We start from the raw sequence: 13,311 nt of genomic DNA, 5'->3' as shown, positions 1-13,311 counted from the left end.
CAATTGTCTCAATTATATTATAAGAACAAACATTCTTACTCTTTTAAAAACGAACTTTAAAACATATACTATGGAAACAATCACAAACGGAGATCCTTTATTTATAATCCCATTATTTATCATTTTTATTATTACTATCATTTTACTTATAAAAAGCATTAAAAATAATACACAGAAAAACAGAGAACTTGTTAAAGGAGCAAGCCTATTTGCTTTAGTTTTTGGATTTGGATGTCTTTTTCAAGAATTGTTTTGGATATTCGAAGTAGTTGCAATTGCTACAGACTCATCAGCTGGAGTTCTAGGAATAGGTTTAAAATTTGCTATAACACCAACAATAATTGGTATGACAATTTTTTTAATTGCTAGATTAGGAATAATCGGACTTATTATAAAAGAAAAATAAACCTTAATAATCACTTTCAAAACACCCATTTCATTAATTTTGAAATGGGTATTTTTGTATCCATGAAAAAAGGAAATGTCTTTTTACTTTTAAACGGAAAACCACCAAAAACACTCCCTGATTTAGACAAATATGAAATTATTTGTGCTACAGATGGAGCTTATAAATATTTAAAAGAAAACAATATTAAACCCAATTTTATTAGTGGCGATTTTGATTCTTTAGAAAATTTACCAAAAGACATAGAAGTTATTCATACTCCGAATCAAGATTTTACAGATTTTGATAAAATTCTTCAAATTCTATTTGATAAAGGTTTTAAAAACATTGATATTTATGGTGGAAGCGGACAAGAACAAGATCATTTTTTAGGAAACTTGCACACAACAATTCAGTGGAAAAACAAATTGCAGCTTACTTTTTTTGATGATTATAGTCGTTATTTTTTAGCTGATAAAAGCACCAAAATTACTAATTGTAACGATAAAATAGTTTCTTTGGTTCCTTTCCCTAAAGCAATAAATATTACTACAGAAGGATTGCAATATCCTTTAAAAAAAGAAGATTTATCTTTCGGAGAACGAATTGGTACAAGAAACAAAGCAACTAATAACCAGATTAAAATTAATTTTGAAAGTGGTGAGTTATTCATTTTCATCAACCATTAAAACAAATAAATGTCTAGAAAAATAAAATTATTGTGGGATTTTAGAGGTCCAGATGCAGCACAAACAGCAAAACATCATACCATTCATTTAAAAGAATTTGCAGAAATAGAAAACTTAACGTTCTTTGAAATTGATATTGAAGAAAAGAACCCAATGTTGTTTGCTGCTTTTATTACTGTTGCCGAAAAAGATATGAAAATTTATAGAGATGCTTTAAAACCGCATCGTGGAGAAGTTGGGTGATTTTGTTTTCTTAAAAAAATCATAATAAACAAACTTTTTAAACATCCTAAAATAAAAAAAACTAAGTTTGTACCGTCTAAGTCTTTAGACAAAGAAATAATGAAGCAGAAACACCAAATTCTAAAAGTACTATTACTCATTTCAATTTATTGTTCTGGGATGTACCTTTCTGCAAATACGTCATCTTATTTTAACACGCATAATGTTGCTGAAAATAAGGAAAAGGCTACGTATTTAGAAACTGCTTCTAAAGTATTTTACACTCACACACAACAATCAGAAAATTCAATTTCTGAGCTTACTGAGTTTTCATTACCTAGTTTTCAATTGTCTTCAGACGATTTTTTGACAATTACGTATTCTAATAAACTAGAGTTTAATTCTAAGTTTAAACAGTATAAAAATTACTTAAATACTACTCGAATCAGACACCGAAAATCTGATCTTATATTTCCTTTCCATAATTTTTGGTAATACTTCTCTTTATTAAAACTACCTTTTACGTAGTTAATTAAAGTATTGATATGTTGCGATTTACCGCCTCATATAAAAATTAGTATATCAAAAAATTAAAAAAACACAACATGGATTTAGGAACAATCATTATAGGAATTATTTGTATAGTAATATGTGCATTACCTTTTGTACTAACAAATAAAAACAAAAAGAAAAAAGAAAAAGAGTTATTAGACTTACTTAAAGATTTTGCAAAAGAGCATAATTCTGAAATTACAAATCATGAAATTGGAGAACATTACGCCATTGGTATAGATGAATCTAAAAATGCCATTTCTTTTCTACAAAAAACAAAAGAAAAAAATAATCTTCAATATGTAGATCTTACAACTATTAAAAGTTGTGAAATTAGTAATATCAGTAAATCTTTAGGAAAGAACGAAACAACACTGGATAAATTAAATTTAAAATTGAATGCTATTGATAAAAATAAACCGAACGTTATCCTAGAATTCTACAATTCTGATATTAGCTTTCAACCAGTTAACGAGTTCGATGTTATAGAAAAATGGAATAAACTAATTGGCAATCTTCTTAGTACTAAACTGCAAAGTAAAGCAGCATAAACATCTTAAAAACAAGAAAGAATCTTACATACTAACTAAAAATTAGCGCGTAAGATTCTTTTTTTTTTAGGCGTAATTAGTATTAATACCTTTTAATTTCTTATTCTATAAAATCCGTTTTCAAAAAAATACATTTTAATAATAAATACATCTCTTATCTATTTCATCTAAAAATTAGTCTTGCTATTATTAATTTGGAAACCTTAAAAATTAAATTATTTACTTTTTTAACCCTTAAGTTTGCTCCTATTAAATCAAAATAATAAACTTTTATAAATGCATACTTTCGTATTCAATCACATAGCCATTTCTGTTAAAGACGTAGATATATCTATTGCCTTTTATCAAAAAGTACTGCAACTTAAAGAAATTAAGAATACTGCTTCTAATTCTAAAACTAGATGGTTATCACTTGGAGAAGGTAAACAGCTTCACATAATTCCGCGTCCAGATGCCGAAATAAAAACGAACAAAGCCGTTCATTTTGCTTTAACAACCGTAAATATAGATTCATTTGTAACGCATTTAAAAGAATTAAAAATAGAGTATTCTGATTGGCTAGGTACACCTAATAAAGATTACGTTAGAAACGATGGTATTAAACAAGTGTATTTTCAAGACCCAAATGGGTATTGGATTGAAGTAAATGATGCTATTTAACAATTTTGATTAAAGCAAAACTACTTCCACTTTATTCCACAACCCATACTTGGTTTTTGATTTTCTACTGCAGATTTATTTTCTAATAAATTGTCTAGAGAATTACGTAAATCAATTCCTGTAACAGGTTTTCCATTTCCTGGTCTTGAGTTATCTAATTGACCATGATACACGGCTTCTAAATTGTTGTCAAACACATAAAAATCAGGCGTACAAGCAGCGTCATACGCTTTTGCTACATCTTGAGTTTCATCATACAAATAAGGAAAAGGATAGTTTTCATCCTTGGCAAGCTGCTTCATTAATTCAGGTGAATCTTGCGGATAATTATCCACATCATTAGCACTTATAGCTATAAAATTAATTCCTTTTTGCTGATAATCATTCGCCATTTTTACCAACTCCGCATTTACATGAATTACAAACGGACAATGATTACAAATAAACATAATTACCGTTCCCTTTTCTCCTTTTGCATTTTCGAGCGAAAGAAAAGTATTATCAACCGTATTTAATAAATTGAAATCGGGTGCTTTTGTTCCGTTTTTAAACTCGTTAGATTCTGCTCTTGCCATTAGAATAGTTCTTAGTTTTTAGTCGTTAGTTTATCATTCCGAAATAAGCCTTTTTAGGCGATTGAGGAATCTCACCCAATCGATAAGATTCTTCTTCGTTCCTCATTCGGAATGACACGATTATAAATTTTATACTGTATTAATCTTCTGCCAAAGCGTTCGCACAAATAAAACCTCCTGTCCACGCATTCTGGAAATTAAATCCTCCAGTAACAGCATCAATATTTAAAACTTCACCTACAAAAAAGAGGTTTTTATGTTTTCTACTTTCAAAACGTTTAAAGTTTATTTCCTTTAAATCTACCCCTCCAGCGGTTACAAATTCGTCTTTAAAAGTAGTTCTTCCGTTTGCGTTAAAAACACCTTTTGTCAATTGATTTGCTAAACCTTCTAATTGAGCGTTATTTAAATCTGCCCAATTCTGAGTTGCACTTATGCCTGCTGCAATTACAAAACGTTCCCATAATCTTTTAGAAACCTCAGCAAAAGGCGATTTTAAAATAGCTGTTTTTCTAGGTTCTTTCTTTTTTAAATTCAACAAAACATTCAATACTTTATCCGTTGGTCTAGACAACCAATTTACTTCTACGTTATATTGATAGTTTTTATCCGCTAAAATTCTTGCGCCAAAGGCGGATAATTTTAAAACCGCTGGCCCGCTCATTCCCCAATGGGTAATTAATAACGGTCCGGAAGCCTCTAATTTTGTTCCAGAAATGGTAACCGTAGCATTTGACACAGAAGTCCCTAATAAATCTACCAAACGTTTATCATTTATATTAAATGTAAACAAAGACGGAACAGGCTCAACAACAGCGTGATCTAAAGTCTCACACAATTCCCACACTTTTTTAGAACTTCCTGCAGCGATTACTAATTTATCAGCTTCAAAAACTTGTTCTTTTGTGTTGATAACCCATTTATTATCTTGTTGAGAAACCGAATTTACACCACAGTTTGTCAACACTTTAATTCCTAAGTTATCAACAGCGTTTTGAAAGCAATCTATAATTGCCTGACTGGTATTTGCTTCCGGAAAAACACGATTATCATCTTCTATTTTTAAAGGAACTCCTCTATTTTCAAACCATTCAAAAGTGTCGCCTGTCATAAACTGGTGAAAAGGCCCTAACAATTCTTTTTTTCCTCTTGGATAGAACTCGCAGAGTTCTTTTGGTTCAAAACATGCATGCGTAACATTACATCTTCCACCTCCAGAAATTTTTACTTTCTGTAAAACATCATTCCCTTTTTCGAGAATCGTAATATCTAATTCAGGATTATTTTCTTTTGCGTTTATCGCTGTAAAATATCCTGCTGCTCCACCTCCAATAATTATTACTTTTTTCATGTTTTTTATTTTGACACCTCACAGGTTTTTAAAACCTGTGAGGTCTTATGTGAGTTTATAAAACCATCTGACTGTAAGTCAATATGGTTTCAAATCCTTTATTTTTAAAATAGCTTGGTGTTTCTGGATTTCCTGTTACTAACACAAAATCTCCTCCCCAAGCTCCTAAACTTTTTATCGCTCCAAAATAATCTGGAAACAATTTTTCTTTAACTGTTTTTAGTTTTATAATTGAACTGATAATTTGTTCATGCTCAACTATTAATTTTTCGAATTCTTCTAATGATTTTATTTTTAAAAATGCATCAGAAATTTCTGAAATTCTTTTTATTTCTTTATCAAAATTGATATTGCTTTCTCTAAACTTTGCAATTCCTTCTTTAGAATCTTGTTTCTGATTTAAATGTACAAAAAACAAATTCTCTTTAAAACTCGGGTTGAATTCAATTGGTTCAACGATAGGTTCTTTATCCTTAATTTGATAAAAAACTGGCATATCATTTTGTGCACAAGCAATATCATAACCACTTCCTTTAAAGGAATTCCATAATAATTTAAAAGCATCTACTTTTGCCCAAGAAGCAACAGAATTTATTAATGTTGATGAAGTTCCTAATCCCCAATTTCTTGGAAATGTAAGGTTTGTTTTTACAACATATCCGTTTTCTGCTGCTAAAAAATCTGGATTTAAGTTTTTAGCTTCTTTTAAAATATCTAACAACGTTTCGGCAATTACTTCTCCGCTTCCTTCTTTATCAGATTTGAAGGTACAATTTTTCAAACGTAGTTTTTTTAAATCGAAAACAGCCTCAAACCAACATTCTCCTGTATGTGTAAAACTCCCCCAAATAATCTCTGGTTCTTTTATTCTTTCCACGACTAAATCTTGTCCAAATTTAGTTGGAATTGCCAAAGATTTTGCGCCATCTAAAACAAGATATTCTCCTGTTAATAATAATTTTCCGTTTGAATAAAAATTCATTATACCAATCCAAATTGTTTAAAATGATGTGTAAAATGTTTTACATGAAATTTTTGCCAATAAGCATAATCTAATTCTCCAAAAAATGGATGATTTTCAGCTTTAGCTGTTTCAAAATGAATTTTAAAAGCATCTATTTGAATGAATAAATCCTTTATTGCTTTACCCACAGAATTAAATTTTAAGGCATTTGGTTCTTCAGACAACAGAGGTGCTTTAAATCCTACTTGCAATTCACCTTCTGTATTTAAAAAAGGTTTTCTTCTTGCTGATTTTTCATCAGAAACATAATAATCTGCAGCTACTTTGCCATTAGAAATTTGTAATAAAAAGCTTAAATGTTCTATCATTTGTTGCCCATTCATCTTACCGAAAAGTGGTTTTGAGTTTTCATCAATCTTAGATAATTTAGAACGTACCAAATTTTTATCAAAAAAATCAATCCAATTAATGGTCGGTTTCCGTAACTCATCTATTTTTTCTACCACTGCAGAATGTGTCACCGTTTTTTTATCAAAAAAAGCAGTAACTATTTCTTTTTCTTCTTCTGTAGCATTAAATTGATTTAAGATATTCTGCAAATGCATTTTCATGTGTCCATGCTGAATTCCCTTAGTAGTTAAAGCTCTTAAGGCTGCAAAGTTCTGTGCCAAACCTGCTGCTGCCATAATTTGCATTAAAGTTCTAGCAGATGGTTTTTGCAACATTTCTAACGATAATTTTGCTAATGGATGTAAACCTGTTAAACCACCAACAGTTCCTAGAGCTAACGGAATTTCAATCCAAAATTTAAAAATCCCATCATCAATAGTACAATGAGACAAGCTAGAATATTGTCCGGATCTTGAAGCGTAGGCATGTACACCGGCTTCCACCGCTCTAAAATCGTTACCTGTTGCCAAAACAACAGCATCAATTCCGTTCATTATTCCTTTGTTATGCGTTACCGCTCTATAAGGTTCTATTTCTGCAATTTTTATTGCTTGGTAAAATTTCTCTGCAAATTTCTGTGGGTTTTCGCCTCCCAATTCTTCAATTGTACAACTCACTTCTGCTCTTACTAAACATTCTGGAACATAGTTAGAAAGAATGCTCATTACAATTTCTACATCGTCTTTTTCAAACTTTTTAGCAATGGCTTCTAAACAAGAGTTTATAAAATTTGCACCCATTGAATCTTTCGTTTCAAAGGTTGCATGCAGTTGGTAATAATTTTCTAATTTATCAGTTTTATCAACTAATTTTATATCTAAAATTCCACCGCCACGTTTTTCCATATTTTTAGTAATGGAAGCCGTTGCGGCAAATAATTCCGTTTTATTTTTATTAAAATACGATTCAAGTTCCCTTTTATCTCCTGCATACATAAAATGGACTTGCCCAATTTTAGTAGTACCAATAACCTTCGTTTTAAAACCACCTCTGGTGCTCCAAAACTTACCTACCAAAGAAGCTGCAGCAACCACAGAGCTTTCTTCTACAACCATAGGAATCACATAAGTTCTATTATTAATTACAAAATTTGGTGCAATACCAAAAGGCATGTAGAAATTAGAAATTGTATTTTCTATAAAATCATCGTGTAATTGTTGTAAATCACTATTGTCATTCCAATACTGTTTTATAATTTCTTCTGTTTCGTGTTTATTATGGAAATAATTTTCAGTTAACCACGTAATCTTTTCATCTTTCGTTAACTTAGAAAAACCAGAAATAAGTTTGCTCATTCATTTGGGTATAAAACTATCAGCAACAAAGATAAGTGAAACTGTTAAAACATTAAGGGATATCTAAGTTTTCTCCTTTTTTAAGATATTTTTTATGGATTTTTCCGTAAACTTGGCAAACTTTTATCAAATCCCAAGGTCTACAATGAGAAAAGGAGTAACACTAACAACTATTCTACTATTAATTAGTTGTATAGCATTTTCACAGCAAAATGCAAATCAAACATTAAACAAAAAAGAAATTACATTAGAAGAAATCTGGAACGGAACGTTTTCTGCAGAAAGAATGAATTCTTTAAACTCTATGAATGGCGATTTTTATGCGGTTTTAGATTTTAATAGATTAACAAGATCGGTAACAGTAGACAAATACAGCTATAAAACTTTAGAAAAAGTTGAAACAATTGTAAATAGTGCAGATTTAAAAGGGCTAAATAGTTTCTCTTCTTATAGTTTTAATAATGATGAAACAAAACTAATTTTAGGTACTAACTTCCAGCAAATTTATCGTCATTCTAAGAAAGGAACTTATTATGCCTATGATATTGCTTCTAAAGAATTGACGTTAATTGGAGAGGATATTCAAGAACCTGTTTTTTCTCCTGATAATAAAAATGTAGCCTATGCAAAAGATAATAATATTTTTATTAAAAATGTAGCTTCAAACAAAATTACTCAAGTTACTACGGATGGAAAAATAAATGAAATCATCAACGGAATTACAGATTGGGTTTATGAAGAAGAATTTGCTTTTGTAAGAGCTTTTGAATGGAATAAAACCGGAACTCATTTAGCATTTTTACGTTTTGATGAAACAAATGTCCCTACTTTTTCTATGGATATTGTTGGCACCCAATTATACCCAACACAACAAGTTTTTAAATACCCAAAAGCAGGAGAAAAAAATGCAGCTGTAACATTACACATGTATACACTTGCATCAAAAAATACTAAGAAAATTTCTTTAGGTGATTACGAATATATTCCTAGAATTAAATGGTCTAAGGATGCAGATGTTTTAGTGGCAACTACTTTAAATCGTCATCAAAATAATTTAAACTTATATAAAGTGAATGCTGCACAAGCTAATACTACTTTATTACTTAACGAAACGGACAAAGCATATATTGATATTACAGACAATCTTACTTTTTTAGCCGATAACAGTTTTATTTGGACTAGCGAAAAAGATGGTTACAACCATATTTATCATTATGATTTCAGTGGAAAACTAATCAACCAGATTACAAAAGGAAATTGGGAAGTAACCAACTATTATGGTTTTAACGAAAGTAAAAAAACTATTTATTATCAATCTGTAGAAAATGGATCTATCAATAGAGGTGTTTATTCCATTAATTTAAACGGAAAACATAAAAGCTTATTAAGTAATAAAGACGGGCAAAACACGGCTGCTTTCAGTAAAAATTTAAACTACTTTATCAATACGTATTCATCAGCAGAAACACCACCTATTTATTCTTTATACACTGCTAAAGGAAAAATGTTAAAGGTGATCAAAAGTAATGATGCTTTAAAAGAAAGACTATCAACGTATAAGATGAGTCCGAAAGAATTTTCTACCATCAACATTAACGGAAACGATTTAAACATGTGGATGGTGAAACCGTTAGACTTTGATGCTAATAAGAAATATCCTTTATTAATGTTTCAATATTCTGGTCCAGGTTCTCAACAAGTTGGAAATACTTGGAACGGTAGCAATGATTACTGGCACAATATGTTAGCTCAAAAAGGAATTATTGTGGTTTGTGTTGATGGACGCGGAACTGGTTTTAAAGGTGCTGACTTTAAAAAAGTGACTCAAAAAGAATTGGGTAAATATGAAGTTGAAGATCAAATTGCTGCGGCTAAAAAATTAGCAGCACGTTCTTATATCGACAAAAACAACGTTGGTATTTGGGGTTGGTCTTTTGGTGGTTTTATGAGTACAAACTGTATTTTAAAAGGAAATGACATTTTTACTACAGCTATTGCGGTCGCACCTGTTACTTCTTGGCGTTTTTACGATTCTGTTTATACAGAACGTTATATGCAAACTCCGCAAGAAAATGCTAGTGGTTATGATGATAATTCACCAATAAACTATGCAGAAAAATTAAAAGGAAAATACTTATTGGTGCATGGAACTGGTGATGATAATGTACATGTACAAAACTCTTATAGAATGATAAACTCTTTAATTGAAGCCAATAAACAGTTTGATATGTTTATTGTACCAGACAGAACACACGGAATTTATAAAGGAAGAAATACTCGTTTAAATTTGTTCACAAAAATGACTAACTTTATCGACGAAAATTTAAGTAACAAATCAACTAAATAAAAGAATAATTATATGAGTAATACCGCTAAACTACCACACCAAAAAGAACTATTTGGACATCCTGTAGGTTTATATATATTATTTTTTACAGAAATGTGGGAACGCTTTTCTTATTACGGAATGCGCTCTATATTAGTTATTTACATGATTGCACAAGCCTCAAATGTGAATGGTCCTGGTTTAGAATGGACTGAACTTGAGGCCTATCAATTATATGGTTGGTATGTAATGTTGGTGTATCTTATATCTATTCCAGGAGGAATACTAGCAGACAAAGTGTTGGGGCAAAAAAAGACTGTAATGTTAGGAGCTATATTATTATCAATAGGACATGGTGTTCTAGCTATTGAAGCTGATTGGGCATTTTTTACTGGTTTATTATTCATTATTGCCGGAGTTGGGTGTTTAAAACCTAATATTTCTACAATGGTTGGAGGTCTATATCAAAAAGGAGATATAAGACGAGATAAAGGATTTAGTATTTTTTATATCGGTATTAACTTAGGCTCTTTGTTAGCAACTACCTTTATAGGTTTAGTTGTTGCTAAGTGGGGATGGCATGCAGGATTTGGTCTTGCAGGAATTGCCATGATTCTTGGTTTACTTGTATATATTTGGGGCCAAAAATTTATTACTCATGTAGGTAATAAAATGTCTGTTAAAGAAAAAGAAAATGATGTTTCTATAGGGAAAGTATTTGGTAATATTTTTAAATCGCCTATACACTTAGGGATTATGACCGTTTTAATTATCATATCATTATATGTTGGATATACTAAAGAAGGTGTTGATCATTGGGGTTACGGTGCTCTTTTTGTCTTTTTATCTTTTGTTATAGGACTTCTAATGATGATTTATAAAGATTTAGAGTCAAAAATTATGAAAGATAGATTCTTAGTTCTTTTATTATCATTTCTATTAGTGGTTGTTTTCTGGGGAGCATTTGAACAAGCAGGAGGATTAATGAGTGTTTATACAGAGCAGAAAACAGATAGAATGTTATTTGGTTATTTAATACCAACACCAATGTTTCAAGGATTAAATGCTGGTTTTATTATTTTGTTCGCAGTTTGGATTGCAAATATTTGGGCAAAAAGAAAACTTAATAATAAAGAAGCATCCTCATTGTTTAAAATGGCAACAGGAACTATTATCATGGGACTAGGTTTTGTCTTTATGATCTTAGCCGTAAGAGAGTATGAGGCTAATGGTAGTTCTGGAATGCAATGGTTAATTCTTGCTTATCTATTTCATACCATTGGAGAATTATCTTCATCTCCTGTATCCTTATCATTTGTTACCAAATTAGCACCCGTAAAATATGCATCATTAATGATGGGATTATATTTTGCCGCTACTGGGCTTGGAGGAAAAGTAGCAGGTATTTTAGGTGAAAAATCAGCTCAGTTTGGAGAATACACCATTTTTACAGGAATCGTAGTTTTTACCGTAATTTTTGGATTGATCGTTATTGCTTTACTGAAACCTCTAAAACGTTTAACGCATGGAGCAGAAGATAACGAGGGAACAAAAATGGAGGACAACGAAGGTTTCGAATTAGCCGATAATTAATAAAACAAAATAACAAACTTCATACACTATATCTTAATGAGATTTGTTATTCTTAAATAAATTTAATTTTTTTACATGAATACAGCTAAATACAGATTTGAAGGTTCAGAAATGAACAATAAATTACTGCTAGGACATCCCGCAGGTTTATTTATTTTATTTTTCACAGAAATGTGGGAACGTTTTTCATACTATGGAATGCGGGCATTATTAGTTATTTTTTTAATTTCATCTTTAACAGATGGAGGTTGGGCTTGGAGCAGAGAAGAAGCTTTAGGTTTATACGGTACTTACACCATGTTGGTGTACTTTACCCCTATTATTGGAGGAATATTAGCCGATAGGATTTTGGGTTACAGAAATGCCGTTGTTATAGGAGCTTTATTAATGACACTTGGACATGCATCCATGGCATTTGATACTCCTTGGGCCTTATATGTAGGTATTGGTTTATTAATTGCAGGAAATGGGTTTTTTAAACCAAATATTACTTCAATCATTAATGGTATTTATATAAATGCTCAAGACAAAAAAGATGGAGCCTTTACTATTTTTTATATGGGTGTAAATGCTGGTGCTTTTTTAGGGATTATGCTTTGTGGTTATGTAGGTGAAACCTATGGTTGGCATTTTGGTTTTGGTTTAGCGGGTATTTTTATGTTCTTAGGAATGTTACAATTTTATTTTGCGCAAAGTATTTTTGGTAATGTTGGTCTAAAACCTAGTAAAGTAGCTGATTTATCTGATGCAATTAACAAAGATGAAAAAAGTTATGACGATGTACCAAATAATGTGCAAAGAGACCGATATATTGTTGTTGGTATTTTAGCATTTTTTACTATTTTCTTTTGGGCTGCATTTGAACAAGCTGGTGGTTCTATGACTATTTTTGCTAAAGATTATACTAATAGAGTGCTAGAAGGTAGTGCTGCTACTGTTTTTAGAATAGCAAATACACTACTTACGATTGTTCCGTTAATTATTATTACTTATGTTTTATTTAGTTTGTTTAAAATAACCTTTAAAAAATACGCTTTATCAAATACTTTTTTAGGTATTAGTTTTGCTATAATTTGGATTATCGTAATTACAATGCTAAAAAACCAGTTTAGTGAAGTTTCTACGGAAATACCTGCTTCTTGGTTTGGTATTTTAAATTCATTCTTTATTATAACATTTGCTCCATTATTTTCTAAAATTTGGGAAAGCAAATACAATCCACCTGCAACTATAAAATTCGGTGTTGGATTAATACTATTAGGATTAGGTTTCTTAGTCTTAGCTTATGGCTCTGCTAGTATTCCTCAAGGTGCAAAAACAGCATCTGTTAGTGTTATTTGGCTAATTTTAGCATATTTACTTCACACTTTAGGTGAGTTAAGTTTATCTCCAGTTGGTTTGTCTTATGTATCTAAATTAGTACCCGGAAAAATGATAGCAATGATGTTTGGTCTTTGGTATATTGCCGTTGGTATGGGTAATAAATTAGCTGGTTCTATGGGAGGAATGATTGATGAAATAACAACTAAATACTCTATGAGTACTTTCTTTTTAATATTTACTTTTGTACCTATAATTGCAGGTCTTTTAGTAATGAGCTTAACACCTTTATTTAAAAAATTAATGCACGGAGTAAAATAAACTTCACAGAAATATATAATGAAAGAGGCTGTCTAAAAAGTGAGTTTTTTGTCAATC

The 13,311-nt window shown here is 30.7% G+C and carries 13 protein-coding genes and 1 pseudogene; 9 read left to right on the top strand and 5 right to left on the bottom strand.

All coding sequences use genetic code 11. The annotated features are described in order from the left end of the window. Positions 1-70 precede the first annotated feature (70 nt). From JOP69_RS14185 to JOP69_RS14160, 6 genes are all read left to right on the top strand, one after another. Entirely contained in the window at positions 71-406 is a 336-nt protein-coding gene (locus tag JOP69_RS14185; protein WP_203394810.1) for a hypothetical protein, read from the top strand. A 44-nt stretch (positions 407-450) separates the two neighbouring features. Further along, entirely contained in the window at positions 451-1,074 is a 624-nt protein-coding gene (locus JOP69_RS14180; RefSeq protein WP_249989666.1) for a thiamine diphosphokinase, read from the top strand. Between the two features lie 9 nt (positions 1,075-1,083). Beyond that, a complete protein-coding gene (locus JOP69_RS14175; RefSeq protein WP_203394808.1) occupies positions 1,084-1,317 on the top strand; it encodes a hypothetical protein in 234 nt (77 codons plus the stop codon). A gap of 99 nt (positions 1,318-1,416) precedes the next feature. Next, positions 1,417-1,791 carry a hypothetical protein gene (locus JOP69_RS14170; protein WP_203394807.1) on the top strand — a complete coding sequence of 125 codons (375 nt, stop codon included), beginning with the start codon at positions 1,417-1,419 and terminating at the stop codon, positions 1,789-1,791. A gap of 110 nt (positions 1,792-1,901) precedes the next feature. After that, a complete protein-coding gene (locus tag JOP69_RS14165; protein WP_203394806.1) occupies positions 1,902-2,399 on the top strand; it encodes a hypothetical protein in 498 nt (165 codons plus the stop codon). 276 nt (positions 2,400-2,675) lie between these two features. Then, a complete protein-coding gene (locus JOP69_RS14160; protein ID WP_203394805.1) occupies positions 2,676-3,059 on the top strand; it encodes a VOC family protein in 384 nt (127 codons plus the stop codon). A 20-nt stretch (positions 3,060-3,079) separates the two neighbouring features. Here the strand turns inward: JOP69_RS14160 and JOP69_RS14155 are convergent, their stop codons facing one another. The 5 genes and pseudogenes from JOP69_RS14155 to JOP69_RS14140 all read right to left on the bottom strand — a co-directional run. After that, a complete protein-coding gene (locus JOP69_RS14155) occupies positions 3,080-3,634 on the bottom strand; it encodes a thioredoxin family protein (protein ID WP_203394804.1) in 555 nt (184 codons plus the stop codon). A gap of 139 nt (positions 3,635-3,773) precedes the next feature. Next, a complete protein-coding gene (locus tag JOP69_RS14150) occupies positions 3,774-4,985 on the bottom strand; it encodes an NAD(P)/FAD-dependent oxidoreductase (RefSeq protein ID WP_203394803.1) in 1,212 nt (403 codons plus the stop codon). A 55-nt stretch (positions 4,986-5,040) separates the two neighbouring features. Beyond that, on the bottom strand, positions 5,041-5,967 hold the full coding sequence (locus tag JOP69_RS14145) for a GYDIA family GHMP kinase (protein ID WP_203394802.1): 927 nt from the start codon (positions 5,965-5,967) through the stop codon (positions 5,041-5,043). Continuing rightward, a complete protein-coding gene (locus JOP69_RS18845) occupies positions 5,967-6,317 on the bottom strand; it encodes a DUF1569 domain-containing protein (protein WP_368378388.1) in 351 nt (116 codons plus the stop codon). The genes JOP69_RS14145 and JOP69_RS18845 overlap by 1 nt, the downstream gene beginning before the upstream one ends. Before the next feature lie 108 nt (positions 6,318-6,425). Next, positions 6,426-7,694: pseudogene (locus tag JOP69_RS14140) on the bottom strand (hydroxymethylglutaryl-CoA reductase, degradative); the annotation flags it as partial. Between the two features lie 145 nt (positions 7,695-7,839). Here JOP69_RS14140 and JOP69_RS14135 point away from each other — a divergent pair. The 3 genes from JOP69_RS14135 to JOP69_RS14125 all read left to right on the top strand — a co-directional run bounded on the left by JOP69_RS14135 (position 7,840) and on the right by JOP69_RS14125 (position 13,254). After that, positions 7,840-10,041 (top strand): S9 family peptidase, encoded by a 2,202-nt coding sequence (locus JOP69_RS14135; RefSeq protein WP_203394800.1) that lies wholly within the window; start codon positions 7,840-7,842, stop codon positions 10,039-10,041. Between the two features lie 12 nt (positions 10,042-10,053). Next, positions 10,054-11,613, top strand: coding sequence for a peptide MFS transporter (locus tag JOP69_RS14130; protein ID WP_203394799.1), 1,560 nt, complete (start codon positions 10,054-10,056; stop codon positions 11,611-11,613). Between the two features lie 75 nt (positions 11,614-11,688). Then, entirely contained in the window at positions 11,689-13,254 is a 1,566-nt protein-coding gene (locus tag JOP69_RS14125; protein WP_203394798.1) for a peptide MFS transporter, read from the top strand. Positions 13,255-13,311: the final 57 nt, after the last annotated feature.

The organism is Polaribacter sp. Q13 (assembly GCF_016858305.2).
In the GTDB taxonomy this organism is placed as follows: Bacteria; Bacteroidota; Bacteroidia; order Flavobacteriales; family Flavobacteriaceae; genus Polaribacter.
The sequence above is the reverse complement of the archived record's forward strand: the minus strand, read 5'-3'. Positions and strand labels throughout refer to the sequence as shown.

Excerpts from the sequence above, each read along its gene's own strand:
- JOP69_RS18845 (WP_368378388.1), bottom strand. The coding sequence starts at position 6,317 with ATGATAGAACATTTAAGCTTTTTATTACAAATTTCTAATGGCAAAGTA.
- JOP69_RS14170 (WP_203394807.1), top strand. The coding sequence starts at position 1,417 with ATGAAGCAGAAACACCAAATTCTAAAAGTACTATTACTCATTTCAATT.
- JOP69_RS14150 (WP_203394803.1), bottom strand. The coding sequence starts at position 4,985 with ATGAAAAAAGTAATAATTATTGGAGGTGGAGCAGCAGGATATTTTACA.
- JOP69_RS14145 (WP_203394802.1), bottom strand. The coding sequence starts at position 5,967 with ATGAATTTTTATTCAAACGGAAAATTATTATTAACAGGAGAATATCTT.
- JOP69_RS14130 (WP_203394799.1), top strand. The coding sequence starts at position 10,054 with ATGAGTAATACCGCTAAACTACCACACCAAAAAGAACTATTTGGACAT.
- JOP69_RS14165 (WP_203394806.1), top strand. The coding sequence starts at position 1,902 with ATGGATTTAGGAACAATCATTATAGGAATTATTTGTATAGTAATATGT.
- JOP69_RS14175 (WP_203394808.1), top strand. The coding sequence starts at position 1,084 with ATGTCTAGAAAAATAAAATTATTGTGGGATTTTAGAGGTCCAGATGCA.
- JOP69_RS14185 (WP_203394810.1), top strand. The coding sequence starts at position 71 with ATGGAAACAATCACAAACGGAGATCCTTTATTTATAATCCCATTATTT.
- JOP69_RS14180 (WP_249989666.1), top strand. The coding sequence starts at position 451 with ATGGGTATTTTTGTATCCATGAAAAAAGGAAATGTCTTTTTACTTTTA.
- JOP69_RS14160 (WP_203394805.1), top strand. The coding sequence starts at position 2,676 with ATGCATACTTTCGTATTCAATCACATAGCCATTTCTGTTAAAGACGTA.
- JOP69_RS14155 (WP_203394804.1), bottom strand. The coding sequence starts at position 3,634 with ATGGCAAGAGCAGAATCTAACGAGTTTAAAAACGGAACAAAAGCACCC.
- JOP69_RS14135 (WP_203394800.1), top strand. The coding sequence starts at position 7,840 with ATGAGAAAAGGAGTAACACTAACAACTATTCTACTATTAATTAGTTGT.
- JOP69_RS14125 (WP_203394798.1), top strand. The coding sequence starts at position 11,689 with ATGAATACAGCTAAATACAGATTTGAAGGTTCAGAAATGAACAATAAA.